The 24889-nt window shown below is 58.5% G+C and carries 22 protein-coding genes; 10 read left to right on the top strand and 12 right to left on the bottom strand.

Features of this window, described 5'->3' with window-relative positions:
• Positions 1–54: 54 nt before the first annotated feature.
• The 3 genes from rarD to ACODTD_RS03525 all read right to left on the bottom strand — a co-directional run bounded on the left by rarD (position 55) and on the right by ACODTD_RS03525 (position 3205).
• Positions 55–936 (bottom strand): EamA family transporter RarD, encoded by an 882-nt coding sequence (gene rarD / locus ACODTD_RS03535; RefSeq protein ID WP_489104437.1) that lies wholly within the window; start codon positions 934–936, stop codon positions 55–57.
• A gap of 286 nt (positions 937–1222) precedes the next feature.
• Positions 1223–2236 carry an aldo/keto reductase gene (locus ACODTD_RS03530; RefSeq protein WP_201818473.1) on the bottom strand — a complete coding sequence of 338 codons (1014 nt, stop codon included), beginning with the start codon at positions 2234–2236 and terminating at the stop codon, positions 1223–1225.
• A 69-nt stretch (positions 2237–2305) separates the two neighbouring features.
• Positions 2306–3205: a LysR family transcriptional regulator gene (locus tag ACODTD_RS03525; RefSeq protein WP_489104436.1), complete on the bottom strand. Its 900-nt coding sequence runs from the start codon at positions 3203–3205 to the stop codon at positions 2306–2308.
• Positions 3206–3304: 99 nt separating this feature from the next.
• On the opposite strand from ACODTD_RS03525, the gene ACODTD_RS03520 reads away from it, so the two are divergent.
• From ACODTD_RS03520 to ACODTD_RS03510, 3 genes are all read left to right on the top strand, one after another.
• Entirely contained in the window at positions 3305–4009 is a 705-nt protein-coding gene (locus ACODTD_RS03520; RefSeq protein ID WP_221614585.1) for an SDR family oxidoreductase, read from the top strand.
• Positions 4006–4371: a VOC family protein gene (locus tag ACODTD_RS03515; RefSeq protein WP_285356024.1), complete on the top strand. Its 366-nt coding sequence runs from the start codon at positions 4006–4008 to the stop codon at positions 4369–4371. Before ACODTD_RS03520 ends, ACODTD_RS03515 begins: the two co-directional genes overlap by 4 nt.
• 357 nt (positions 4372–4728) lie before the next feature.
• On the top strand, positions 4729–5100 hold the full coding sequence (locus tag ACODTD_RS03510; RefSeq protein ID WP_011334319.1) for a DUF6124 family protein: 372 nt from the start codon (positions 4729–4731) through the stop codon (positions 5098–5100).
• Positions 5101–5155: 55 nt separating this feature from the next.
• Here ACODTD_RS03510 and ACODTD_RS03505 read toward each other — a convergent pair whose 3' ends face one another.
• Entirely contained in the window at positions 5156–6466 is a 1311-nt protein-coding gene (locus ACODTD_RS03505) for an MFS transporter (protein WP_201818477.1), read from the bottom strand.
• 171 nt (positions 6467–6637) lie between these two features.
• Here ACODTD_RS03505 and ACODTD_RS03500 point away from each other — a divergent pair, with 171 nt between their 5' ends.
• The 3 genes from ACODTD_RS03500 to ACODTD_RS03490 all read left to right on the top strand — a co-directional run bounded on the left by ACODTD_RS03500 (position 6638) and on the right by ACODTD_RS03490 (position 10841).
• Entirely contained in the window at positions 6638–7762 is a 1125-nt protein-coding gene (locus tag ACODTD_RS03500; RefSeq protein ID WP_039768706.1) for a sugar diacid recognition domain-containing protein, read from the top strand.
• Between the two features lie 91 nt (positions 7763–7853).
• Positions 7854–8993 carry a glycerate kinase gene (locus tag ACODTD_RS03495; RefSeq protein ID WP_201818478.1) on the top strand — a complete coding sequence of 380 codons (1140 nt, stop codon included), beginning with the start codon at positions 7854–7856 and terminating at the stop codon, positions 8991–8993.
• 222 nt (positions 8994–9215) lie between these two features.
• Positions 9216–10841: a methyl-accepting chemotaxis protein gene (locus ACODTD_RS03490; protein WP_489104435.1), complete on the top strand. Its 1626-nt coding sequence runs from the start codon at positions 9216–9218 to the stop codon at positions 10839–10841.
• A 36-nt stretch (positions 10842–10877) separates the two neighbouring features.
• On the opposite strand, the gene ACODTD_RS03485 is transcribed toward ACODTD_RS03490, so the two are convergent.
• Positions 10878–11336, bottom strand: coding sequence for a hypothetical protein (locus ACODTD_RS03485; protein WP_011334315.1), 459 nt, complete (start codon positions 11334–11336; stop codon positions 10878–10880).
• A gap of 137 nt (positions 11337–11473) precedes the next feature.
• Between ACODTD_RS03485 and ACODTD_RS03480 the strand changes: the two genes are divergently transcribed.
• Positions 11474–12661, top strand: a complete 1188-nt coding sequence (locus ACODTD_RS03480; protein WP_011334314.1) for a pyridoxal phosphate-dependent aminotransferase — start codon at positions 11474–11476, stop codon at positions 12659–12661.
• Positions 12662–12667: 6 nt separating this feature from the next.
• Here ACODTD_RS03480 and ACODTD_RS03475 read toward each other — a convergent pair whose 3' ends face one another.
• The 5 genes from ACODTD_RS03475 to ACODTD_RS03455 form a co-directional block, all read right to left on the bottom strand.
• Positions 12668–13636, bottom strand: a complete 969-nt coding sequence (locus ACODTD_RS03475) for a 2-hydroxyacid dehydrogenase (protein ID WP_285356012.1) — start codon at positions 13634–13636, stop codon at positions 12668–12670.
• Between the two features lie 21 nt (positions 13637–13657).
• Complete coding sequence (locus ACODTD_RS03470) at positions 13658–14956, bottom strand: MFS transporter (protein WP_489104434.1); 1299 nt, start codon at positions 14954–14956, stop codon at positions 13658–13660.
• Positions 14957–15014: 58 nt separating this feature from the next.
• Complete coding sequence (locus ACODTD_RS03465; RefSeq protein WP_201818482.1) at positions 15015–16052, bottom strand: sugar kinase; 1038 nt, start codon at positions 16050–16052, stop codon at positions 15015–15017.
• Positions 16045–16827: a sugar phosphate isomerase/epimerase family protein gene (locus ACODTD_RS03460; RefSeq protein WP_489104433.1), complete on the bottom strand. Its 783-nt coding sequence runs from the start codon at positions 16825–16827 to the stop codon at positions 16045–16047. Before ACODTD_RS03460 ends, ACODTD_RS03465 begins: the two co-directional genes overlap by 8 nt.
• Before the next feature lie 63 nt (positions 16828–16890).
• Complete coding sequence (locus ACODTD_RS03455; protein WP_011334309.1) at positions 16891–17916, bottom strand: LacI family DNA-binding transcriptional regulator; 1026 nt, start codon at positions 17914–17916, stop codon at positions 16891–16893.
• Positions 17917–18139: 223 nt separating this feature from the next.
• On the opposite strand from ACODTD_RS03455, the gene ACODTD_RS03450 reads away from it, so the two are divergent.
• The 3 genes from ACODTD_RS03450 (at position 18140) to ACODTD_RS03440 (ending at position 23479) form a co-directional block, all read left to right on the top strand.
• Complete coding sequence (locus ACODTD_RS03450; RefSeq protein ID WP_111539367.1) at positions 18140–18943, top strand: hypothetical protein; 804 nt, start codon at positions 18140–18142, stop codon at positions 18941–18943.
• Between the two features lie 92 nt (positions 18944–19035).
• Positions 19036–21033, top strand: a complete 1998-nt coding sequence (locus ACODTD_RS03445) for a hypothetical protein (protein WP_285356006.1) — start codon at positions 19036–19038, stop codon at positions 21031–21033.
• Between the two features lie 202 nt (positions 21034–21235).
• Positions 21236–23479 (top strand): autotransporter outer membrane beta-barrel domain-containing protein, encoded by a 2244-nt coding sequence (locus ACODTD_RS03440; protein WP_201818486.1) that lies wholly within the window; start codon positions 21236–21238, stop codon positions 23477–23479.
• Between the two features lie 76 nt (positions 23480–23555).
• Here ACODTD_RS03440 and ACODTD_RS03435 read toward each other — a convergent pair whose 3' ends face one another.
• Positions 23556–24038 carry a hypothetical protein gene (locus ACODTD_RS03435; RefSeq protein ID WP_041475285.1) on the bottom strand — a complete coding sequence of 161 codons (483 nt, stop codon included), beginning with the start codon at positions 24036–24038 and terminating at the stop codon, positions 23556–23558.
• A gap of 161 nt (positions 24039–24199) precedes the next feature.
• Positions 24200–24841 (bottom strand): DUF1345 domain-containing protein, encoded by a 642-nt coding sequence (locus tag ACODTD_RS03430; RefSeq protein ID WP_011334304.1) that lies wholly within the window; start codon positions 24839–24841, stop codon positions 24200–24202.
• Between the last annotated feature and the right edge of the window lie 48 nt (positions 24842–24889).

The following is a 24889-nucleotide window of genomic DNA, read 5'->3' as shown; positions in this document are numbered from 1 at the left end:
GATGTAAAAAAGCCCGGCCTGCAGAAATGCAGGCCGGGCTTTTTATTGCGCGTCTTAAGGGCGCCGTTGGCGCATCAAATGCTTGAACCCTTCAAACACCAGCACCACCACCGCGAGCCAGATCGGGATGTAGGTCAGCCATTCGCCGGGTTTGATGCTCTCGCCGAGCAGCAGCGCCACACCGAGCAGCAACACCGGTTCCACGTAACTCAACAAACCGAACAGGCTGAACGGCAGCAAGCGGCTGGCAATGATGTACACCACCAGCGCCGACGCACTGATCAGGCCGAGCAGCGGAATCAGCCACGTCAGCGCCGGGTACTGATCGAACACGCCGAAACCCTGTTCGCCGCCGCGCACAAACCAGTACGCCACCGGCAGCATCAAAGTCATGTCGACCCACAAACCGCTGAGGTTGTCGGTCTTGAGGTATTTGCGCAGCACGAAATACAACGGGTAACCGACGACCACCACCAGCGTCGCCCAGGAAAACCCGCCGACCTGATACAACTCGTTCAACACCCCGAGGCTGGCAAAAAACACCGCGACTTTTTGCAGGTATGACAGGTTTTCGCCATAAGCGATGCGTCCGGTCAGGACCATGGACAACGGTAGCAGGAAGTAGCCCAGCGACACATCGAGGCTGTAGCCGTTGAGCGGCGCCCACATGAACAGCCACAACTGCACGCCGAGCAACGCTGACGAGAGGATCAGACCACCGATCAACTTCGGCAGTGCAGGGAGCCCGCGCAGCAGCTCCAGCACCCGCCGCCATTCGCCGGAAACCAGCATGAACACGGTCATGCAGGGCACGGTCAGCAGCATCCGCCAACCGAAGATTTCCACGCCGCTCAAAGGGGTGAGCAGCGAGGTGTAGTAATACATGACGGCAAACAGCGTCGATGCTGTCACCGATAGAGCAATGCCTTTAGACAAACTGTCCTCGCGGGGGGGGATGGTGAAACGGGGCGCGCAGGATACGTGGTTTTTGTGGTGAATATTGGCCAGATGGTCATTATTTTCAACAGATCCAAAAGCCCCTCACCCTAACCCTCTCCCGAAGGGAGAGGGGACTGACCGAGGTGTCTCAGGAGTTTCAGCGACGTGAAAGTCCGAGTCGATTGTGGATTCACCACGAGAGCTTCAGGCAAAAGCTTAGCTTCAATATCCCCCAATCGGTTCCCTCTCCCTCCGGGAGAGGGCTAGGGTGAGGGCAGCGGTCTCAAGCCGAACGCGGTTTGCGGCCCGACACAAAATGGCTCACATCATTAAACCCCGGCGTAGACGCATGCCCCGGCGTCACCAGCGAATCGATAAACGCCTCATCCTCCGCCGTAATCTTCACCGCCTGCGCCTTGGTGTACGCATCCCACTGTTCTTCCGTACGCGGCCCGACAATCGCCGAGGTCACCGCGCCGTTGTTCAGCACCCAGGCAATCGCAAACTCGACAATCCCGACCCCACGCTCCCGGGTGTATTGCTGAATCTGCTGGGCAATGCGCAACGATTCCACGCGCCATTCAGTCTCCAGAATCCGTTTGTCCTGGCGCCCAGCCCGGCTGTTGGCGTCCGGGGTCACGTCCGGTGCGTACTTGCCGCTGAGCACGCCACGGGCCAGCGGGCTGTAAGGCACGACGCCGAGGCCGTAAGTCTGGGCGGCGGTGATCTGCTCGGTCTCGGCCTGACGGTTGACGATGTTGTACAGCGGCTGGCTGATCACCGGGCGATCGACGCCGAGTTTGTCCGCCACGCGGATCACCTCGGCAATCCGCCAGCCGCGATAGTTCGACAGGCCCCAATAACGGATCTTGCCCTGGCGAATCAGATCGCCAATCGCCGAGATCGTCACTTCCAGCGGGGTGTTGTGGTCTTCGCGGTGCAGGTAATAGATGTCGAGGTAGTCGGTGCCGAGCCGGGTCAGGCTGGCCTCCAGACCATTGAAGATGTGCTTGCGGCTCAAGCCGCTGCGGTTCGGCACGCCATCCACGGGGCCGAAACCGACTTTGGTCGCCAGCACCCATTCATGCCGATGACGGGCGATGGCTTCGCCGACGATCTCTTCCGAGCGGCCGTTGGTATAGACGTCGGCGGTGTCGATGAAGTTGATGCCCTGATCCCAGGCCTTGTCGATGATGCGCAGCGAGTCTTCCGCGCTGGTCTGTTCGCCGAACATCATCGTGCCGAGGGTGAGGGTGGACACTTGCAACCCCGAGTGACCCAGTGTGCGATAGCTCATGCCGAAATCCTTTTGTCGGTGGGAAAGCTTCCATCAAATACCAGAAGCGCCCGGCGCGGCAAAGTGAATTTATCGCCGCAACGCCTCGCAGCGCTCGCGCAAAAACGCCTGCAACACCTTGACCCGCTCCGACACCTGCACCCGGTGCGGGCACAGCAGATTGAACGGCACGCTCTCGCCCAGCCAGTCATCGAATAGCGTCAGCAGCCGCCCGGCACGCACGTCTTCGGCCACGTCGAGCCAGGCCTTGTAGGCGATGCCGTGCCCGGCCAGCGCCCAGCGGCGGGCGACTTCGCCGTCGTCGCTGAGGTAGTCGCCGCGCACTTCGACCTCGACCGTTTCGTCCTCGCGATGGAAGCGCCAGGTGTTATAGGGCCGACCGTTACGTAGGTAGAGCAGGGCACTGTGCTCGCTCAATTCGGCAGGATTTTGCGGTGTACCGTGGCGTTCCAGATACGCAGGACTGGCGCAGGCCACGCGGCGATGCTCAGGCAGAATCGGCAACGCCACCAGCGTCGAATCACTCGGCACGCCAAAGCGCAGCGCCACATCCACCGTCTCGCGAAACAGATCCGCATGCCGGTCGTTGAGCAGCAATTGCAGTTGAATGTGCGGGTGCTCGCGCTTGAAATCGTCCAGCCACGGCAGCAGCACGTTGCGCCCGAAGTCCGACGGCGCCGCCAGTTGCAACACGCCGCTCAGGCCTTCGGTCTGTTGCTTCAGCGCCTGTTCGCCCTCGGCCAATGTGGCCAGTGCCAGGCGCACGCTTTCCAGATAGCGCCGACCTTCTTCGGTCAGGCGCATGCTGCGCGTCGAGCGGGCGAACAGGCGAATGCCGAGGCGGGTTTCCAGGCGTTTCAGCGCGATGCTGGCGGCGGCCGGTGTCAACTCCAGCGCCCGGGCGGCGGCGGAAATGCTGCCGGAGTCGGCGGTACGGACGAAGATCTCAAGATCGAGAATCGAGCTCATTGGTAAAAATCCTTTAAAGATCCTTCCGATTTACCGGGATTTTTCTGCGATTGGCAACCGGGGAAGATGCAATCTCCTCAAGCCCACCGGAGAACTCTCATGAAACCATTCGACAACCAGACTGTTGTGGTCATCGGCGGCAGCAGCGGCATTGGCGCCGCCGTCGCGTCGAACGCCGCTGAACGAGGCGCCCGTGTTTATTCGGTTGGGCGCCGTGTTGAAACGTCAGAAACCCATGACGGTGTCCGCCACGAATCCGCCGATGTCACCGATGACGCCTCGCTGCGTCAACTGTTCGAACGCATTGGCGCCCTCGATCATCTGGTGATTACCGCCGGGCCGAGCGTCAGCGCCAAGCTGTTGGCCGACAGCGATCTGCTTCAGGCGCAGCAGGCCTTCGACGTGAAATTCTGGGGCACCTTGCGCGCGATTCAAGCGGCGCTGCCGTACCTGAGCGAGCGGGGCAGCATCACCCTGACGTCGGGTTTGTTGTCGCGCAAATTTGTCGCTGGGCAGTTCATCAAGACCACTTTGAACGCCGCGCTTGAATCGCTCGCCAAACAACTGGCGAAGGAGTTGGCGCCGCGCCGGGTCAACGTGATCAGCCCCGGTGTGACTGACACCGACGCTTACGCAGGCATGGACGAAAGTCAGCGCAATGCAATGTTCGTCCGTACCTCGGCGGCGCTGCCGGTGGGTCGGGTCGGCAAGCCGCAGGACCTGGCCGCCGCTTTTATGCTGGTCATGGAAAACGGCTTTATCAGCGGCAGCATCATCGATGTCGACGGAGGTGGATTGTTATGACCTGGCACTTCGATCACCTGGCGTTCAATGCGCCGGACGGGCAGCCGATTCAGGACGCCTTCAATGTATTGCTGGGATTGACGCCGGGGCGGCGGCCGCCGTTTCCGTTTCCCGGGCGGTGGTTGTATCAGAATGGGGAGGCGTTGGTGCATGTGATTGAGCAGCCTTCGTTTGAGGACGCTGGTTTGAGTCATATTGCGTTTCGTACGGATGAAGACGCGGCGGTGGTTTTGAAGCGGGTGCAGGGCAGTGGGTTGCCGTATCAGGTGGCGCAGGTGCCGGAGGACGGGATCTGGCAGATTTTTGTGCAGATGCCGGGCGGGTTGGTGCTTGAGCTGGATGCAAAAACGGGGATTTTGTGAGTGTTTAATCGTGGCGTTTAAAGGACACGTTCAGACACGCACCCCAGGCTACACAACCTTGCGCCGTTGCCTACGACTGCGCCAGAATCCGCCGGCTTGTGCGCTTGGGGGCCGGGTTTTATCGTTGTCCCGTCGCTGAAAAACAGCGATGGGGTTTGGTAGCCCGGTTCTGACTTGTTGCGCAATTCACCGTATTCGGACGCTTATCCGTTCGTGCTTTTATGGTGGCCATGCGTGGGGCGCTTTCGAGCGCGCCGGTTCTCCAAGTCACCGGTCTACCAACCCGTGCATGGCCACCACCTCTTCGTTTGGTAGCGAAGTTTGATGGCTCCATTTTTCTGATTTGGAGATTCAAACGTGATCAAACCAACACCCAACCCACCCGAAGCCGATTCAACGTCTCCCTACGAAACCCTCGATTCAAAGAAATTCCACGAAGCCGCCGAACGCGCCCTCGATCACTACCTCAATCCGCTGCTCCCCAGAAAACCGCTGCTCAAACCCAACGCCCGCTACCTCATCGCCCCCGGCATCGACAGCGAAGAACTGCTGGCCGATGCCTGCGAGACGCTGACCTCTGCCAAAGTCATGGCGACCGACTTCGCCGGACTGGTGGACGGCTCGCAGAGGCATGTGCTGCTGGGCATTGCGCAACTGATCATGCTGAGTGAACTGGCGGTGAACCGGGCGCTGGATAATCTGGAACTCAAGACTGAAGCACCGCTGTAGCTAGATCCAAAAAAAAACGGCCCGAAAAGGGCCGTTTCTGTATTTCGACTAAGGCTTAAGCCCGCAACGTCCGCGTCATCCGCAACGCCAGCAGACTCCCGCCAACAATCACACCCGCCAGCAGATAAAGCGCCGCGTCGGTCGACCCGGTGCTGTCCTTCACCCAACCCACGAGGTAAGGGCTGAGGAACCCGGCCATCTGTCCCATGGAGTTGATCAACGCCAGCCCACCCGCCGCAGCACCCGCGCTCAACATGGCAGTCGGCACCGGCCAGAACATCGGCAGACCGGTCAGCGCGCCCATGGTCGCAATGGTCAGACCGAGAATCGCAATCGCCGGATTCGCCGCGAAGTTCACCGCGATCAGCAGGCCGACAGCGCCCATCAACATCGGCACCACCAAATGCCAGCGACGCTCTTTGCGCAAGTCCGCCGAGCGACCAACTACCAGCATGAACACCGCCGCCAGCAGATACGGAATCGCACTCAACCAGCCAATCACCAGGTTGTCGCTGAAGCCGAGGTTCTTGATGATCGACGGCAGCCAGAAGTTGATCGCGTACACGCCGCTCTGGATGCAGAAGTAGATCAGGCCGAAGGCCCAGATGGCCGGGTTCTTGAATACGGCAATCAGCGAATCGGAAGTGGTTTTCGGTTTGTTCGCCAGGTCCTCTGCCTGATCGGCTTCCAGCACCGAACGCTCGTGCGGGGTCAGCCATTTGGCAGCGGCGAAGTTGTCGCTCAACAGGAAGTAGGCGAGTGCGCCCAGCACCACGGTTGGAATGCCTTGCAGCAGGAACATCCACTGCCAACCGGCCAGACCACCCTGGCCGGCGGCGAAGTGATTGAGGATCCAGCCGGAAAACGGGCTGCCGAGCAGGCCCGACACCGGAATCGCCGACATGAACAACGCCATGATCCGGCCACGGCGGAAGGTCGGGAACCACTGCGAGAGATACAGCACAACACCTGGGAAGAATCCGGCTTCGGCGGCGCCGGTGAACAGGCGCAGAGTGTAGAACTGGGTTGGCGTGGTGACGAACAGCAGGCAGGTCGACAGCGTGCCCCAGGTGATCATCATCAGCGCGATCCAGCGCCGCGGACCGAATTTGGTCAGCGCCAGGTTGCTCGGTACGCCGCACAGCACGTAGCCGATGAAGAAGATCCCGGCACCGAGGCCGTACACGGTTTCGCTGAATTTCAGCGCGTCGAGCATCTGCAGTTTGGCGAATCCAACGTTGACCCGGTCGAGGTAGTTGAACAGGTAGCAGATGAAGATGAAGGGGATCAAACGCAGGGTGATGCGTTTGTAGACGGCATTTTTATCGTCAGCGATGGTCTGGGCGGCAGCGGCGCTCTGCGACATGGCGGCTCTCTCTTTATTATGATTTTTTGCGATGCAAAGGGTAACGTTGATCGCCCTGAGAGTCTCGGCCACCTTTGGCCGGATTGTCTTTGTGCCTGAGCACAGGGTTTGCTGCCAGACCCTGTGCGGGTGAACAACCGTCCGCGCCTGTTTTCAAGGATTCCAGCCCTTATGTTCGAACTCGATCACGACCTCGCCCAGGACATCGTCGACCGGGCCATGGCCATTTTGCCGTACAACGTCAACGTCATGGACAGCCAGGGGTTGATCCTCGGCAGTGGCGAGCCGGAGCGGATCAACACCCGCCATGAAGGCGCGCAACTGGTGCTGGCCAACGGAAGGGTGGTGGAGATAGATGCGCAGACCGCCGTGCATTTGAAAGGCGTGCAACCGGGGATCAACCTGCCGCTATTGCTCGATCAGCGTTTGATCGGTGTACTCGGTATCACCGGCGAGCCGGAGCAATTGCGCACTTACGCCGAACTGGTGCGCATGACGGCTGAAATGCTGGTCGGCCAGCGCAACCAGCAATCCGAACAGCAATGGCGGCGGCAGCGTTGCGATGATTTGCTGGCCTTGCTGCTGAGCGAGGCGGGGGATTCGCCAAGGCTGGTCGATGAGGCCCAGCAACTCGGGCTCAAACCGCAACTGACGCGGGTGCCGTATCTGTTCGAGTTGGGCCTGGAACATGGGCCGGGGCAAACCGTCGAGGCGCTGAGTGCCTGGCTGATGTCGCGTTATCCGGACAGTTGGTGCGTGAGTTCGGCCAAGTCGTCACTGCTGTGGTGCCGGCCGGCGAGTCAGAACGTCGAGCATGATCGACTGCTGGAAAAACTCGATGGCCTGGGCTGGAACATCCTGCGCATTGCGGTCGGCGGGCAGGCCGATGGGCTGGCCGGGCTGCGCCGTTGTTATCGACGGGTCGGCGATCTGCTCGCCTATGGCCGCGAAGTGCTGCCGCGCTCACGGCTGCTGACCCTCAATCGCTATCGCTTGCCGGTGATGCTCTGGCGCCATCGCAACGACGATGCGCTGGATGAACTGCTCAAACCGTTACGCAAAGTGATCGCCAAGGACAGCAACGGCCAGTTGCTCGCGACCTTGCGCAGCTGGTGCGATCACGACGGGCAGAGCCAGGCCTGCGCCGATGCCTTGGGGATTCACCGCAACAGTCTGCGTTACCGGATGGAGCGGATTGCCGAGTTGAGCGGGGTCGATCCGTTGAAGCTCGACGGGATGCTGGCGTTGTATCTGGGTGTGCAATTGCTGCCGCAGACCGACGATTTGTCGAAATGAACAATAAACGCCTGCGCCACTTGTGCAGCGGACAGGCGTCAACGGGCAAGGCGACTGGCAGCATGAGGGGCATTGGAACTGGAGAATTCGCATGAAAATCGTCATCGCCCCCGATTCGTTCAAGGACAGCCTGAGTGCCCAAAGCGTTGCAGAAGCCATTGCGCTGGGCCTGGCGCAGGTCTGGCCGCAGGCGACGCTGGTCAAGTGCCCGATGGCTGACGGTGGCGAAGGCACGGTGGAGTCGATTCTCGCCGCGTGCGAAGGCGAACTGCGCCGCACCCGCGTGCGTGGTCCGTTGGGCGCAGCGGTTGAAGCCGCGTGGGGCTGGCTACCGCATAACCACACTGCAATCATCGAAATGGCCGAAGCCAGTGGTCTGCAGCTGGTGCCGCCGGGGCAGCGTGATGCGTGCATCAGCAGCACCTTTGGCACGGGTGAGTTGATCCGTGCAGCAATGGATGCCGGCGCACAACGGGTGATCCTGGCCATCGGTGGCAGCGCCACCAACGACGGCGGTGCCGGCGCGATGCAGGCGCTGGGTGTGAAACTGCTGGATGCTCAAGGGCAATCGTTGGTGCCGGGCGGCCTGGCGCTGGCGCAACTCGCACGACTGGACCTGAGCGAACTCGACCCGCGTCTGGCGCACATCCGTTTCGATATCGCCGCCGACGTCAACAATCCGCTGTGTGGCCCTCACGGCGCCTCGGCAATCTTCGGTCCGCAGAAGGGCGCATCTCCTGCGCAAGTGCAGCAACTGGATCAAGCCCTCGGTCACTTTGCCCAATTGTGCGCGCAGGCGTTGGGCAAGGATGTTCAGGACGAGCCGGGCAGCGGTGCCGCGGGTGGACTGGGTTTTGCGGCCAAGGCATTTCTCGGCGCACGGTTCCAGGCCGGTGTCGAAGTGGTCGCCGAACTGGTCGGACTGGCCGATGCCGTGAAGGGCGCACATCTGGTCATCACCGGCGAAGGACGCTTCGATGCCCAGACCCTGCGCGGCAAAACCCCGTTTGGCGTGGCGCGGATCGCCAAGCAACACGGCGTACCGGTGATCGTCGTTGCCGGGACTTTGGGCGAGGGCTATCAAGCGCTCTACGATCACGGTATCGACGCCGCATTCGCCGTCACCAGCGGCCCGATGACCCTCGAACAGGCTTGCGCCGAAGCACCGCGTCTGTTGCGCGAACGTGCCACCGATATTGCCCGCGTCTGGCGCATGGCGACTCCGGCCTGACCTGTCACCCATCATCTAAACCGTCGGGTGTTTCAATAGCGAAACACTCGCAATAATTAGAAAAATATTTGCTCTTTACCTGCAAAATTCCTCAAGCCTGGCCGATACAGAGATCAGGCGCGCACAAGACTTCCTGAAACAGTGACGCCGGACTGAAGCCCGCACAAGGGCCAGTGAACAGGGCATGGACGCTAGTAGTTTCAACTATCCGAGAGTCCTCCTATGTCCTTGCGTAATCTGAATATCGCGCCCCGTGCCTTCCTCGGTTTTGCCTTTATTGCCCTGCTGGTGATTGTGCTCGGCGTGTTCGCCGTCAACCGCATGTCGATCATCCGTCAGGCGTCCGTCGAGATGCAGACCAATCAGTTGCCCAGCGTTACTTATCTTGGGGTGATGACGGAGAACGTATTGCGGCTGCGGATTCTATCGTTCCGGATTCTGGTCAACCGTGAAGCTGCAGGCCTGCAGGAAGCACAGACTCGCATCGGCGTGCTGGTGGACAAAGTGCGCAGCGCCCAAGCCGCTTACGCCGCGTTGCCCGCTGAGAGTGAAGAGCGTGCGCAATATCAGGCCTTCGCGACGACGCTGGACAACTATCTGCAAGCCCAGAACCAAATGATGGATTTGTCGCGTCAGGACAAGCTCGAAGAGATGCGCGCCTTGATCAACACGAAGATCAAGGACGGCACGGACCAGATGGGTGAGCAGCTCAATAAACTCATCGCGATCAATGCCGCCGGGGCAAAAGACGCCTCCATTCAGGCCGGCGAGCATTACGACAGTGCCATTACCGGAATCGTCATCGTCGCGGTGATCGCCGCATTGGCCACGGTGTTGCTGGCCTGGCTGCTGACGCGCAGCATCGTCACCCCGTTGAATCGCGCCGTGGCAGCGGCGCAAACCATCGCGGGCGGCAATTTGACCAAAGTCATCGAAGTCGACGGCAAGGACGAGCCGGCGCGCCTGCTTGAAGCCTTGGCCGCGATGCAGACCAACCTGCGCAAGACCATCGAGCAGATTGCCGGCTCCGCCACCCAACTGGGCGCCGCCGCCGAAGAACTCAGCGCGGTGATCGAAGAGGCCTCCCGTGGCCTGCAACAGCAGAACGATGAAATCGAACAGGCCGCCACCGCCGTCAACGAAATGACCGCTGCGGTGGAAGAGGTGGCACGCAACGCAGTGTCGACCTCCGAAGCCTCGAACCAGTCGACCCACGCCGCCCGTGAAGGTCGCGATCAGGTGGTGAAAACCGTCGACGCGATCCAGACCATGACCCACGACGTGCAAAACACCGCGCAAATGATCGAAGGCCTGGCCGCTCAGGGCCGCGACATCGGCAAAGTGCTGGACGTGATCCGCGCCATCGCCGAACAGACCAACCTGCTGGCGCTCAACGCCGCCATCGAAGCAGCCCGTGCCGGTGAAGCGGGACGTGGTTTTGCCGTGGTAGCGGATGAAGTTCGCGCCCTGGCCCATCGCACCGCGCAATCGACCCAGGAGATCGAAAAAATGGTCGCCGGCATTCAGAACGGCACCGGTGAAGCAGTCGAGTCGATGCAGCAAAGTAACCAGCGCACCCAGACCACCCTGGAAATGGCCCGCGCCGCCGGCGTCGCACTGGAGCAGATCACTCAATCGATTCACCAGATCAACGAGCGCAACCTGGTGATCGCCAGCGCCTCGGAAGAGCAGGCGCAGGTGTCCCGTGAGGTCGACCGCAACCTGGTCAACATCCGCGACCTGGCCACTCAATCGGCCGCCGGCGCGAATCAAACCAGCGCCGCGACTCACGAACTGTCGCGCCTGGCGGTGGATTTGAATGCGATGGTGGCGCGCTTTGTGATTTGAAATGACGGGCTCGGATATCGAGCCCGACGATTGGTTTTAGGGAATTAGCACCGTTACCCGTGCAGGATGTGATCGCGGGCTTCGAGACCCGTCTGGGAACATCCAGTCGTAGTAAAAATAGCGAATTCCATTGCCTTTCTCTTTGAATACAGCCTTTGAAAAAGGGACCTTGATTTCCTCTGGGTCTTTGAATTGACCGGAGTACACCGGGGTGGAAGGTACGCTAGCAGTCGCTTCTAGATAAACTTGGATAATATCGGGTGGGGGGGCAGTACCGTCATGCTTGAAGGTGACGATAAGTTCTCCGTTATGTTCATCGAGATACTTTGTATCGACGAGGCCATTTTCCAGATCAGGCGGAAGTGTTGGCGCTGGCGGGGGGGCTTGCATATCAATTTCTCCTTGGCGTTCAAAAATGCCTTGATTCAGATAGGTGCCACGGAACACTAAAACTCTTTCGCGTGCCTCGATACTGTCAACTCTGACAGTAGCCATCAGTGCATTCGGAGGTCGAAAGTGTTTAGTTTTCCAAGAGTTTCATCGCATCCGCTGGAAGGAGGGAGCGCGATGGTGGCGCGCTTCGTGATTTGACCTAGGGTGAAGGCTGGAGACCGCGCAATCAGGAGACGTACATGCGCTATTCAGCCTTGACCCAACGAATCGCCGGGGAGGGAGCAGCGGCCTGGCGGATTCACGACCGAGCGCTGGAGCTGCGCGCCGAGGGCATTGATGTCTTGCTGCTGTCCGTGGGCGATCCGGATTTTGATACGCCGCTGCCGATCATCCATGGCGCCATCGACAGCCTGTTGGCGGGCGATACGCATTATTCCGAAGTGCGCGGCCGACTGGAGCTGCGCAAGCGGATTGCCGAGCGCCATCGGCGCAGCAGCGGTCAGGACGTCGATGCCGAGCATGTGATCGTGTTGCCCGGCGCGCAATGCGCGGTGTATTCGGTGGCGCAGTGTCTGCTGGATCCGGATGATGAGGTGATCGTCGCCGAACCGATGTACGTGACTTATGAAGGCGTGTTTGGTGCCTGTGGTGCAACCGTGGTGCCGGTGCCGGTACGGCCGGAAAACGGCTTTCGAGTCGATCCGGTGGACGTTGCGGCGCGAATCACCTCAAAGACTCGGGCCATGTTGCTCAACAGTCCCAATAATCCTTCCGGCGCCAGTCTGTCGCTGTTGATCTGGCAGGAGCTGGCGGCGCTGTGTATCCGTCATGACCTGTGGCTGATCAGCGATGAGGTCTACAGCGAATTGTTATACGAAGGCGAGCACGTCAGCCCGGCAAGCCTGCCGGGCATGGCCGAGCGCACCGCGACCATCAACAGCTTGTCCAAATCCCACGCCATGACCGGGTGGCGCATCGGCTGGATGATCGGACCGAAACCCTTGGCCGAACATCTGGTGAATCTTTCGCTGAGCATGCTGTTCGGCCTGCCGGATTTTGTGCAGAAGGCCGCGCAGGTCGCACTGGAAAAGGATCTGCCGGAAGTGACGCAAATGCGCGAGGAATACCGCTTGCGCCGGGATCTGGTGTGCGAACGGTTGCGCGGCTGTCCGGGGTTGTACCCGATCAAGCCGGATGGCGGGATGTTCGTGATGGTTGATGTACGTCAGACCGGGCTCGGTGCGCAGGACTTTGCCGAGCGGTTGCTGGAGGGCTATGGGGTTTCGGTGCTGGCCGGTGAAGCGTTCGGGCCCAGTGCGGCGGGGCATATTCGCATCGGGTTGGTGGTGGATCGGGTGAAGCTGGCGGATGCGTGTTCGCGGATTGCGCTGTGCGCTGCGCAGCTTCTCCAGGTGCGCAGCGCCTGACCAAGATCAGAGTGGGGGATTCACCAGATTGGCGGGCCTTTGTCCCGCCAGCGCCGCCAACAGATTCTCCACCGCACACCGCGCCATCGCTTCGCGCGTTTCATGGGTTGCCGAGCCCATGTGCGGCGTCGCCACCACGTTGTTCAACTGCAACAACGGCGAGTCATGATTCAACGGTTCACGCTCGAACACATCCAGCCCCGCCGCGCGAATCCGGTTATGGCGCAAGGTGTCGATCAGCGCGGCCTCATCCACAACTTTGCCTCGTGAAATGTTGATGAAGATGCTCTCCGGTCGCATCAACGCAAACTGTTCGGCGCCAATCAGACCTTCAGTCTGCGCCGTCAGCGGCAATGTCAGGCAGATGAAATCCGCCTGCTGCAACAAGTCTTCAAGGCTGCGGTACTGTGCATCGAAACGTTCTTCAACCGCCGGTTTGCGCGACTGGCTGTGATAGATCACCGGCATCCCGAACCCGAAATGTCCACGCTGGGCCAGCGCCTCACCGATCCGCCCCATACCGATGATGCCCAGGGTCTTGCCGTGCACATCGGTACCGAAATGCGCCGGGCCGATGCTGCGGTGCCAGTGGCCGCCGCGCACCATGTTCGCCAGCTCAACCACGCGCCGGGCGGTGGCCAGGATCAGTGCGAAACCGGTGTCGGCGGTGGTTTCGGTGAGCACGTCCGGGGTGTTGGTCAGCATGACCTTGCGTTGGGTCAGGTAGTCGATGTCGTAGTTGTCGACACCCACCGAGACGCTGGAAATCGCTTCAAGGTTCGGCGCCAGATCGAGCAGCGCCGCGTCCAGTTTCAGGCTCGCACCGAGCAGGCCTTGGGCACCGGGGAGGGCGTCGCGCAGTTTCATCAGGCCGTCGGCGTCGAGGCTGTCGATCAGCGTCACATCGACCTGTTCCTCAAGGCGCGCCATCAGCGCCGGCGACAGTTTCTTGTACAACACAACCTGCTTTTTCATCGCAGTCATCTCTCTATCAATTCAGGAATGGGCCGGCAGCGGACGCGGTGCGACGCGCTTGGTCGTCACCCGGTCGCTGGCGCCAGGCTTGAGAAAAATGGTCAGCACCACCGAGAGCATCAGCGCGCCACTCATCAACAGATACGAAGCGCCGGGCGAACCGGTGGAGCTGTTCAGGTAACCGACCAGATACGAGCCGCCGAACGAACCGAGGGCGCCCATGCTGTTGATCAGCGCCATGGCGCCACCGGCCACGTTGGCCGGCAGAATCTCCGGGACGATGGCGAAGAACGGCCCGTAAGGCGCGTACATGCAGGCGCCGGCAATCACCAGCAGCGTGTACGACCACCAGAAATGCTCCGCGCCCAACGCGTAGGAGCCGTAGAACGCCACCGAGGCAATCAGCAGCGGTGGCCAGACGAAACGTTTACGCTTTTGCAGCTTGTCCGAGCCCCACGACACCAGCAGCATCCCGATCACCGCCGCCAGATACGGCAACGCCGACAGCCAGCCGGCCTCGATCATGTCCATCTGCGCGCCGGCCTTGAGGATCGACGGCAGCCACAGCACGAAGCCGTAGACACCGATGCTCCAGCAGAAGAATTGCAGCGCCAGAATGATCACCTTCGGCGAACGGAAGGCTTCGGCGTAGTTCTTCACCGCTTTGATGCCGACCTGTTCCGCGGCGAGCGCGCTTTCCAGATCGTGCTTTTCCTGATCGTTGAGCCACTTGGCCTGGGCAGGGCGATCATCGGCGAGCTTCCACCAGATGAATGCCCAAAGCACCGCCGGCAACCCTTCAATGATAAACATCCAGCGCCAGCTGAAATGCTGCACCAGATAGCCCGACACCACCGACATCCACAGCATCGTCACCGGGTTGCCGAGGATCAGGAAGGTGTTGGCCCGCGAGCGTTCGGCGCGGGTGAACCAGTGGCACAGGTACACCAGCATCGCCGGCATCACCGCCGCTTCGACCACGCCGAGCATGAAGCGGATGACAATCAGCCAGTAGGCGTTGGAGACCACGCCGGTCAGTGTGGCGAGCCCGCCCCAGAGGATCAGGCTGACGAAGATCAGCTTCTTGACGCTGTGCTTTTGCGCGTAGATCGCGCCGGGCACCTGGAAGAAAAAGTAACCGAGGAAGAACAGCGCGCCGAGCAGCGAGGACAGCCCCGGCGTGATCATCAGGTCTTCAGCCATTCCGGAGGCAGCAGCGAATCCATAATTGGCGCGGTCCAGGTACGCCAGGCTATAGGTGATGAACACGATCGGCATGATGTACCACCAGCGGCGGGTGGCGAGGGTTGCGGTTTTCATGGTCTTGCTCCTGAGCTTGTTGTTTTTGTCGCAGCAGGTTCAAAAAATGTGTTGTCTGTCAGGGCCTCATCGCTGGCAAGCCAGCTCCCACAGGTTTTGTGTACTCCACGGACACTGTGGGAGCTGCGGTGAGACGATTCGACTTGCCAGCAATGGCGGCCTCGAATTCAACGGCTAGTTCGGAACGGGTCGGCAAACCCTCCATGTCACCCCGGCTCTGCACCGCCCGACTGCCAATCCAGTTGGCACGTCTGACCGCCTCGGGAAAGCTCTGATGCTCCAGCAGGGCACTGATCATCCCGACCGCAAATCCATCGCCGGCGCCGACCGTATCGACCACGGTTTTGACCGGCACCCCGGCGACAAACCCCTGATCCAGGTGGGTGCGGTAATACGCACCTTGAGGCCCGAGCTTGATCGCCACGGCTTCGGCACCCTGATCGAGATAGAACGCGGCGATATCCGCCGGATCTTCAAACCCGGTCAGCAGCCGGCCTTCGCTCAACCCCGGCAACACCCAGTGGGCGAGGGCGGCGAGGCGGTTGATCTCGCGGATCATCTCCCGCTCGCCGGCCCACAGGCTCGGGCGCAGGTTCGGGTCGAACGACACGCTGCGCCCGGCGTTGCGCATGCGGGTCATCAGTTCACGGGACATTTCCCGGGCCGACGCGGACAGCGCCGGCGGAATACCAGTGGCGTGCAGATGCCGGGCGCCTAGCAGTTTCGGGGTGATCGACTGCAGCGACAGATGACTGGCCGCCGAGCCACGGCGGAAGTACTCGACCGTCGGATCGCTGCCGTCATCGTTGCGCGACTTGAGCTGGAAACCGGTCGGGTGCGCCGGGTCGACTTCAACGTGACTGCAATCCAGCCCTTCGCGGGCCAGGGTTTCAACGACAAATCGTCCCAGCGAATCGGCACCGACACGGCTCAACCACGCGACCTTGAAACCAAGTCGGGAAAGTCCGATGGCCACGTTGCTGTCGGCCCCGGCAATCCGTTTGTGAAACTGCTCGACCGTTGCCAGATCACCGCTCTGTTCGGCGACAAACATGGCCATGGTTTCGCCGAACGACAGAATATCGATCTCAGACATGAGCTGGCTCCAGACGGGATTGGCCGAGGCGGGCGAGGGCGGCGACGTGTTCGGTGGTCAGCTGCACCAGATCATCGCCCTGCAACGGGTATTCGGCGGCGCGCATGACCCCTTGGGCCATGTACCGCAGCAGTTGTTCCCACAGATGCAGGTCGGTGGCGGCGGGCGGCACAGCTACAAGTTTGCCGTCGGCGCGGCGGGCCACGGCTTTGCAATGCACGTAACCGACATGACGGCCCAACAAGCGCGCGGCGCTGGTGGCGGACTGGTCTTGCCACTGCCAGTTGCCGATGTCGAAGGTCATCTTGATCGGCAGGTTGTGTTGCTCGACGGCGGCGAAGAACCGCTGGAACGGTTCGATGCGCCCGCCGTGCAAGGTCTGGTCGTTCTCTACCAGCAGATGCACCGGGCTCTGCGCGAGTATTTGCCCCAGTGTCTGCAGGTCGTTGTTGTCGGTGAAGAAACCCAGGGAAACCTTCAGCCACTTCGAGCCGAACGCTTCAGCGTTTTGCAGCGCAGTGATGAGTTCGGGATTGGGCCGTGACTGACCGACCAGCCACAGTTCGGTGGGCGAGGAATAGATGCTTTGCAGGCCTTCGGCTTGTGTGGCGGCGGCGAGTTGTTCGGGGACTTCGATGGTCAGCAGTTCTTCGCGCCATTCAATGCGATTGGCGCCGGCGGCGGCCAGCACTTTGATGAACGAAGCCTGACCATTGCGGCGGACGAGGTCGGCGCCGTAGCTGGACAGGCTGATGGAAACGGCAGGTCTATTCATTGTTATCTACCTCTGAAACCGGTTTCATTTTGTTCAAAAATTTTTTGGTGGCCCCGTAGGGTCTTATTCCGCCTTGCTGAGCGTTGAGCCGCGCTCGATCAGCATCGGTGCAAAATCCAGAGTTCGCGCGACTTCATCATCCCCACGCAACCGCTTGAGCAAACACTCAAACGCCCGCGCCCCAATCTCCTTTGTAGGCTGAGCGAGGGCGGTGATCCCGCTACCTACCAACGGATACCAATCCAGATCATCCAGCGCGATCATCCCGACATCCTCAAACAACCGGCAGCCGATCTCGCGCAGGGCCCGGGTGCAAGCCAGCGCCGCCACGCCATTGGCGCAGAACAGGGCTTTAGGGCCCGAATCAGGTGTGTCTAAAAAGGTTTGAAGATCGTTCGCAAGGCTTGGGCCGGTTTCCAGCATCGCACCATTCATGCTTTTGCGCTGGCCAACCTGCTGCTGAAAACTGCTGACCCGCTCGATCCGCGAACTGGTGCCGTCATAAGGTTCCGTCACCAACAGCACATCGCGATAGCCGCGTTGCTCAAGATGTTCCATCGCCAGCTCGATGGCTCGCGGGTTGTTCAAACCGACCATGTCGCTGTCCAGCCCATCGACCTTGCGATCCACCAGCACCAGTGGCATTTCCCGCTTCAGCTCATCCAGTTCATCCCGGTGGTGGCCCAAGGTGTTCACGATCAGCCCTTCGATGTTGTACGAGCGCAACAGCGCCAGGTGCTGGCGTTCCTGCTCGTCATCGCGGTCGGTGTTGCACACCACCAGGCTGTAGCCATGTCGGCGGCAGGCGGTTTCCACCCCGTGCATCACGGCAATCGAATAAGGGTTGCGGATATCGGCCACCAGCATGCCGATCAGTCGGGTGCGTCCGCGTTTCAGGCCTCGAGCCATTTGATTGGGGCGATAGCCGAGTTCGGCAATCGCCTGCTCGATGCGCTGGGCAATGGCATCGGAGAGCAGGGCGCGGTCATCGCCGATAAAGCGCGAGACGCTGGCCTTGGACACACCGGCGTGTTCGGCGACGTCGAGCATGGTGACGCGGCTGCGCTGGGCGGCGGAGAAGTCGTTCATAGGGTGAACCTTGTTTTTATGTCATGAAACCGGTTTCAGGAGACCCGTTTCTCGGCTCCTCGTCAAGCCAGAAAAACCGCTTCCCCACAAAGAAAACCGACCGACGGTAGAAAGACCTGTCAGATCTGACAGTTGGCGATCGCTTCGACACGGCGCTTAATCTGGTCAGCGTCCAGTCAATGCAATATCTGACATTCAGCCATGTTCAAGAGGGGGATTGCTCGTGATCTCAAGTGGTCCGTTGGATTTCGATCCGCCGCAGGTCGACGGCGTAGAAGATCCGGCAATCGATCCGGAGGGATGGATTCCGCTCGAGTTACTCCGCACGGGGATTGACGTTGTCGTCCCCCTCTGGAAAGAGCCGGCCACCGATCCCGGGGAGCGGGATATTCTGACTGTGAACTTTGAGCAGCCCGGTCAAACCCCGGTAAAAATCCAGAACATCTACCGACCCGAAGATATGCGGCCTGAGTTCAGGATACATATCGGCCCCGAGCACTTGTTGAATGATGGCGTCGGAGAACTCTGGTATGACCTTTTAGACACGGCCGATAATCCATCCAAATCACAGCGGCGGAACCTGACGATTGATCGCACGCCTGTAGCGGTCGATCTGGAAGGTGCCAAATTTTTGAATACCGATATTTGGGGTTACTACCACTGCCAAACCACTCCGCCGATTTGGGAAGGCATACATATTCATGTTCCGCCATTAACTTTATTTAGAACAGGCGATCGATGTGAAGTGACCTGGCGAGGGTACTCTTCGCTAAATGGCAGCGGCCCGGAGATCGTTGGCGCGAGATGGGGAAATGTACGGAATAGTCTGACTGACAAGGACATTCGTGAAGGATATCCGCTCTTGGTGGAGCCCTACGATGTACATATAGAACCCATGGAGAGGGAATCCTCAGCCACCGTCATTTATCGAATGTTTCGTGGAAGCCGACTAGTAGGAACGTCCGAGGTCGCACTGGTAAAAATTGACAGAATTCTGCCAGGTCAAGAAATGCCCTGCGGCCCTTGAAGTTTGACGATAAGTGAGTTTTGAGCAGCACTGTTGGGAAGCAGTAATCGAAAATATCACGTCTTGATTAATTTAATAGCGGGAGTTTTAAAATGAACAGTCGGGTTGAAAAGGCTATATTGTCCAGGAGGGTTTTACTTCAGAAAAGTTATGGCGCAGCTGGAGTGTTCGCAGATCCTCCAGCCGTCGACATTCCTGCGCAAACGCTGCCTGGCGGCGATTTGCGTATTCCGGTGTCAGCGCTTTCCGCACCACTTGAGTACACGATCCCAAAGCCAACTGAACCAGAAGATAAAGATGATTTGATCGAGTTCAAAATTCGCGAAAAAGGCACAACCCTTTGGAGCGACATCGAACCCATGCAAGCGCTGGGGCCGATTGCCGAACGCAAGTGGCCTTTGCCAAAAACCATTCCGTTAACGCCATGGATGACCGAAAAAACGACACCGGAGGCTCCAACAGAATACGAAGTTCAATATATCTACTGGTACGGCGCGGTCAACCAAGGCAATTCGCTGATTAAGACATACGCCATTGACCGGACGCCGCCTTACAGAGTCAAAAACCCGGCTTCCAATCTTTCTCCCAAGGCGGCCAATTATCCGGCCTCCATCCCGCCGGGCAGTGTCATCGATGAAAAGGTTATCGCGGATAATCCGGGCGGTATCGTGTTGACTGCTGCGGCTTACGACAATTATCACGCCACGGACGAATTGTGGGCCTGGTTTGGCAAGGCTCCGGATACGGTGCGTGACGAGCCGGTAGTTAAAGTCACCTTGCCTGCTTCCCGTGAATTTACGATACCCATCCAGACGTACGTTGACGCTGAAGAGGGTAGTAACACGGTTATCTATAAAGTACGGGACCTTGCCGGTAACGAGGGAAAAAACTCGAATCCCGTCTCCCGTGAAATCAGACGGATTGCCGATCCGACGAAGTTTGATATTCCGGTCGTGCCACTGGCTGCAGACGACCTGATTGATCTGGCCGACTGCAGTGTGGGCGTTACTCTTGAGGCCGAAGTGCCTGTTCCGAATGCGCCAACAGACACCTTGGCGGCTTTTTGGGGTAGTGAGGAGTTGGGTGAGAAACCCGTCAGTGGCGCCGTCGGTGGAAAGCTGACCTGGGATGTACCCTATGACAAGATCAAGAAGGTATACGGCAATACCGACGGTGATGAAGAAACCGAGTTCAGTTATGCCATGTTCAGAGGCAATCGATATATTGGTGGCAACAAGGACACGACCCTTGTCAACATCTTCTACCGCGGCCCCGTCAATCCCGATGAGCCCAATCCGGTCAACCCTGTTCTTGAGAAACCTGTACTGCAGTTTGCGGGCGGTAGTACAGACAAGGTAGAGGAGTCGGACTACGGGAATGATGCGACACTTTCCGTAGAACTGTTCACGGCCCCTCCTGCCGAAGAAGGTTGGAAAGCTACGATCTACTATGACAATGAGTTGGTCAAAACCTTCGAGCTGCGGGGCGGTGATGAGGGCACAACGCTAGAGGCGACTTTACCCTGGAACACTATATTCACTCACGGTCCAGGCACCAAACCTGTCCACTGGATACTTCATAGTGATAACAATCCCAACCCGATTTCCTGTACTCCAAAAGATATTCCTGTTGCTGCGTTTCCAATCCAGACACCGGCACCTGAAGTGCAAAATCTTGCTGGCCCACTGAAAAGAATCGGTTGTACAACATTGAACTGGGGCACCGGTGACGGAACTTCTCGCCGGAACTTGCGCGTCATCATTCCGAAAAGTGCCTACACCGTTTCTGGCGAGAAAATTACGTTGAGTTTCGCTGCGTATACTGATGCCACTCCTCCGGTACTGGTTCCAGGGACGGACACTACAGCACAGCTAGACGTACCTGATCCTTATCCAGATGCAGGCGCAACCATTGACATTGGTGTGTATGAAACACACTTCAAACCAGCCAACCGGGCCAACGGAGTGCTGTCTTATACCATTACTCGTACGGGCACAACACCGACTCCCGATTCAGCAAAAGCGCAGCATTTCATCCTGCTGACTAACAGCGAAGGACAATACTGTGACGAAGTTTACCCCGCACCTTAAAGCGGGCGGCAGACAGTGCGGCCGGGGAGCCGGGCGTGCTGTCTGCTGTTACTTTGTTCACCGCATAAAAGTTTTATGGTGGGTTTTTCCGACAAAGAAAGAGATTAATCCTACATAAATCTACGCTACTTCAAGCTAGCTTAGCGACCCTCGTTTTCATGGCCCTTTCCCCGTGGCTCGTTTTAAATAACAGGTGTTCACTATGCAAAGAAAAATATCGAATGTACGTCTACGCGATATCCGTTGGGGGCTAGTGCTTTCATCGTTTCTAGCTCCGTTTTCGCAAATCGCCATCGGAGGAAATCTGATCGGAGGGACTACAACGATTACTGGAGGCACTCCCGAGGACTGGACGCTCAGTTCCAATGCAACCTTGAATGTCAATGGTGCTGACACCTTGTTTATCAACACGGATGCTTCAGTCCTCAATGTCAATTCGGGTAATACTCAACAAATTGCTGCCCGCAATGGTTCACAAGTCAATCTGAGCGGCGCGAACGTTTCAGGTGCAAGTGGTTTGGCAGCGGTGACACTTGTCAACAGCGATGGCAGCATCAAAAACAGCACGATCAATGGTAATCGTGTCGGGCTTCAGGTTGTGCGTGACGCAAGTACCCTGACCGGATCGACTGCCACCGTAAGCGGCAAAAGCGTTATAACCGGCGTGACGGGCGGCGCATTGGTTAGCGCGTTCAGTCGTCTGGATATTGTCGACTCAACCCTTCAGGCAACGGGTGCCAGCAGTTATGGGGTGCGCCTGGCGAGCGGTCAGGCAACGGCAACGGACAGCACAATCATAGGAGGACAAAACGGCGTAATCATTGGTCTGGACGGTAACTCCGTTCAGCCTGCGACACTGACCCTTACCAAGACAACCGTTGAAGGCGTAACGGGCTCCGCCATTCTGGTCGACTTCGCCAACGCTGGATCGTCCAGAGCGACCATCACTCTGGACAATGCGAATCTGTTGGCAGGCAACGGCACGATACTGGATGTACGGGGCGGTGCAACGGCCTCGATGACGGTGAATAACAGTACCTTGAATGGCAATGTCATCAATGAAGCTGGCAGCACGGCTGAATTGGTATTGCAAAACAACTCGGCGCTGACCGGGCGTTTGGAAAACGTTTCTCATGCAACCATCAACGACACATCTCGTTGGGTTCTGGTGGGCGATGGCCAGATTGAAAACCTTACTTTGAACGGTGGCACCGTGCGCTTCGGCGCTGACAATGCTTTTTATCAATTAAACGTCGGGCAACTGGCGGGAACTGGCCATTTCGAGTTGGGCACTGACTTCGCCACGGGTCAGACAGACTTGCTGAATGTGACGGGGACAGCGACGGGGCGCCATGAGCTCGCAATCAGCAGTTCCGGTGTCGATCCGGCGGCCGGTCAACCGATCAGGGTGGTGCAGACTGCCGGGGGCGATGCAGAGTTCTTCATAAATCATCCTGTCGACCTTGGCACCTACTCATACGGTCTGGAAAAAAACGGCAATGACTGGGTTCTTGATCCCACAACCAAAACGGTCAGCCCTGGAACGCGTTCGGTGTTGGCGCTATTTAAAACTGCGCCAACCGTGTGGTATGGCGAACTTGCCTCACTGCATTCGCGCATGGGCGAATTGCGTTTCAACGGTGGGCAAGGTGGTGCGTGGGGGCGTACCTATGGCAATAAATACAATGTCGCCGATGCCTCAGGTGTCGGCTACCAGCAAACCCAGCAGGGTTTTACGTTAGGCGCTGATACTCCACTGCCATTTGGAGACGGACAATGGCTGATCGGCGTGATGGCAGGGCACAGCAAATCGGATCTGAACCTGGATGGCGGCACTTCCGGCACGGTTACAAGCAATTATCTGGGAACCTACCTCACCTGGATTGACCCGCTCAGCGGTTATTACGTTGATGCTGTACTCAAGGTGAACCGCTTTCGCAACGACGCAAAAGTCGGCTTGAGTGACGGTGGCAGGGCCAAGGGCGATTACGACAACACGGGATTGGGTGGTTCAGTCGAGCTGGGGCGGCGCATCAAACTGGAAGATGGTGTTTTCATTGAGCCCTACACCAAGTGGTCCGGCGTGGTCATTGAGGGCAAGCATTTTTCCCTGGATAACGACATGCAAGCCGATGGCGACCGTACTCGATCACTCCTGGGCGAGGCCGGCATGACCGTGGGACGCACATTTGCGCTCGAACGCGATTTGAAAGTTCAACCCTACGCCCGTGTCGCGATGGCGCACGAGTTCGCGAAAAACAATGAGGTCAAGGTCAACAACAATGAATTCAACAATGATTTGTCGGGGAGTCGAGGTGAACTGGCCGTTGGCGTGGCAATTGCCATGACCGACCGCCTGCAGGTGCACTTTGATGCGGACTACAGCAACGGGAAAAATATAGAGCGGCCAATAGGCTTGAACATCGGTGCCCGTTATAACTTCTAGATAACGCTGTAATAAGAGATCAATAAAAAAGGAAGCCAATGCTTCCTTTTTTATTGCGTGCCAATATTCATGCGTCTCAAGCAACCTTCAAATTCTTTTTGAGTCCTGCGATATAGACATTACCCTGCGCACTGAAATCCAGGTTGACCAGCAGCTCTAAGTCATCTTCGTCCTGATTCAGCAGTACGATATTTGTCAATTTTCCCGAAAAAATGCCTTCTTCATTGTCAAATGCCAACGTTGCGACTCCGCTTTTCTGCGAATAAATCAAAGGCTCTGTCGATAAAGTGTTGTCGACAAAGGTGATACGAACCTGATTGGACTCTGGCGTGACAATGTATTCATCATTCGCCAAACTTCTACCGAACGAAATATGGATTTCTTTTGTCTTGTAGCTCGGGTGTGGTTCTCGATGCCTGGCAAACATGACCAAAGCTGTACCAAATGGAGGGGGAAATACTTTTGATGTCAGCTCGACCAGTTGGGCATTGAAGGGTTTGTCAGTGCCAACGGTTCCAGAGCAATTACCGGCCTTGGCCATGCTTTTGATATTTTTCATAAAAGTTGTCTCTGCATTGATGACATTGGATATCCAGGTAATGGAACTTCCCGGATTCCCTATCAGAGCGCTTAAGACCGACGTTTGTAAACTGTCATACCTGACAGTTTACAAACGTCGGAAAAGGTGAAGCATGAGTGCTGTTCATGCAGTATTTTTTGTCAACCAAACAACCCTGCCGCAATGTTGATCGAGAACCCGAGAATCGCCGTGTTGAACACAAACCCGATCAACGACTGTGCCAGCACGATCTTGCGGATCTCTCGCGTGGCCACGCCGACATCTGCCGTCTGCACAGCGACGCCGATGGTGAACGAGAAGTACAGAAAGTCCCAGTAATCGGGTGTCGTCAGGCCTTCGGAAAAGCGTAGCGCCGGCTCCTTGCCGTCCCAGGTGTAAAACAGACGGGCGTAGTGGACGCAGAAGATCACCCCGATCAGCAGCCATGAGCCAATCACGGTCAATGCGGTAAAACCGTAGTGCAGGAGTTTTCGGGTGGTTTCCAGGTCCTTGCTGCCAGCCAGTTCGACAGTAATGGTCGCCAGGCTGGCCAAAGCGGCGATACAGACGACGAACAGCACCAGCCCGGCATTTTCATCCTCGACTTCGGCGATGCGTTTGACGTCCGGCGCTTTGGCGCGGATGGTCAGCCAAAGCATCAGGATCAGGTACGTCCAGATCCCGGCATTCCAGCCGATGAGGATTTTGCTGATGACGGAGTCGGCGGGTGTGAGCAGGCCGACGGCAAGCCCAAACAAAGCAGCGGCAGACAGGCGAGGGTGGGTGCGGGCGAGGAAGCGCATGGGGACTCGATGGGCCAGGGTGGTTCAGACACCTTAGCCCAGCGCGGC

Source organism: Pseudomonas sp. FG35 (genome assembly GCF_057809295.1).
The sequence above is the reverse complement of the archived record's forward strand: the minus strand, read 5'-3'. Positions and strand labels throughout refer to the sequence as shown.

Coding starts and splice junctions, on each gene's coding strand:
- ACODTD_RS03520 (WP_221614585.1), top strand. CDS start 3,305: ATGAAACCATTCGACAACCAGACTGTTGTGGTCATCGGCGGCAGCAGC.
- ACODTD_RS03505 (WP_201818477.1), bottom strand. CDS start 6,466: ATGTCGCAGAGCGCCGCTGCCGCCCAGACCATCGCTGACGATAAAAAT.
- ACODTD_RS03530 (WP_201818473.1), bottom strand. CDS start 2,236: ATGAGCTATCGCACACTGGGTCACTCGGGGTTGCAAGTGTCCACCCTC.
- ACODTD_RS03445 (WP_285356006.1), top strand. CDS start 19,036: ATGAACAGTCGGGTTGAAAAGGCTATATTGTCCAGGAGGGTTTTACTT.
- ACODTD_RS03430 (WP_011334304.1), bottom strand. CDS start 24,841: ATGCGCTTCCTCGCCCGCACCCACCCTCGCCTGTCTGCCGCTGCTTTG.
- ACODTD_RS03500 (WP_039768706.1), top strand. CDS start 6,638: ATGTTCGAACTCGATCACGACCTCGCCCAGGACATCGTCGACCGGGCC.
- ACODTD_RS03465 (WP_201818482.1), bottom strand. CDS start 16,052: ATGTCTGAGATCGATATTCTGTCGTTCGGCGAAACCATGGCCATGTTT.
- ACODTD_RS03525 (WP_489104436.1), bottom strand. CDS start 3,205: ATGAGCTCGATTCTCGATCTTGAGATCTTCGTCCGTACCGCCGACTCC.
- ACODTD_RS03515 (WP_285356024.1), top strand. CDS start 4,006: ATGACCTGGCACTTCGATCACCTGGCGTTCAATGCGCCGGACGGGCAG.
- ACODTD_RS03435 (WP_041475285.1), bottom strand. CDS start 24,038: ATGAAAAATATCAAAAGCATGGCCAAGGCCGGTAATTGCTCTGGAACC.
- ACODTD_RS03490 (WP_489104435.1), top strand. CDS start 9,216: ATGTCCTTGCGTAATCTGAATATCGCGCCCCGTGCCTTCCTCGGTTTT.
- ACODTD_RS03495 (WP_201818478.1), top strand. CDS start 7,854: ATGAAAATCGTCATCGCCCCCGATTCGTTCAAGGACAGCCTGAGTGCC.
- ACODTD_RS03475 (WP_285356012.1), bottom strand. CDS start 13,636: ATGAAAAAGCAGGTTGTGTTGTACAAGAAACTGTCGCCGGCGCTGATG.
- ACODTD_RS03455 (WP_011334309.1), bottom strand. CDS start 17,916: ATGAACGACTTCTCCGCCGCCCAGCGCAGCCGCGTCACCATGCTCGAC.
- ACODTD_RS03485 (WP_011334315.1), bottom strand. CDS start 11,336: ATGGCTACTGTCAGAGTTGACAGTATCGAGGCACGCGAAAGAGTTTTA.
- ACODTD_RS03470 (WP_489104434.1), bottom strand. CDS start 14,956: ATGAAAACCGCAACCCTCGCCACCCGCCGCTGGTGGTACATCATGCCG.
- ACODTD_RS03480 (WP_011334314.1), top strand. CDS start 11,474: ATGCGCTATTCAGCCTTGACCCAACGAATCGCCGGGGAGGGAGCAGCG.
- ACODTD_RS03460 (WP_489104433.1), bottom strand. CDS start 16,827: ATGAATAGACCTGCCGTTTCCATCAGCCTGTCCAGCTACGGCGCCGAC.
- ACODTD_RS03440 (WP_201818486.1), top strand. CDS start 21,236: ATGCAAAGAAAAATATCGAATGTACGTCTACGCGATATCCGTTGGGGG.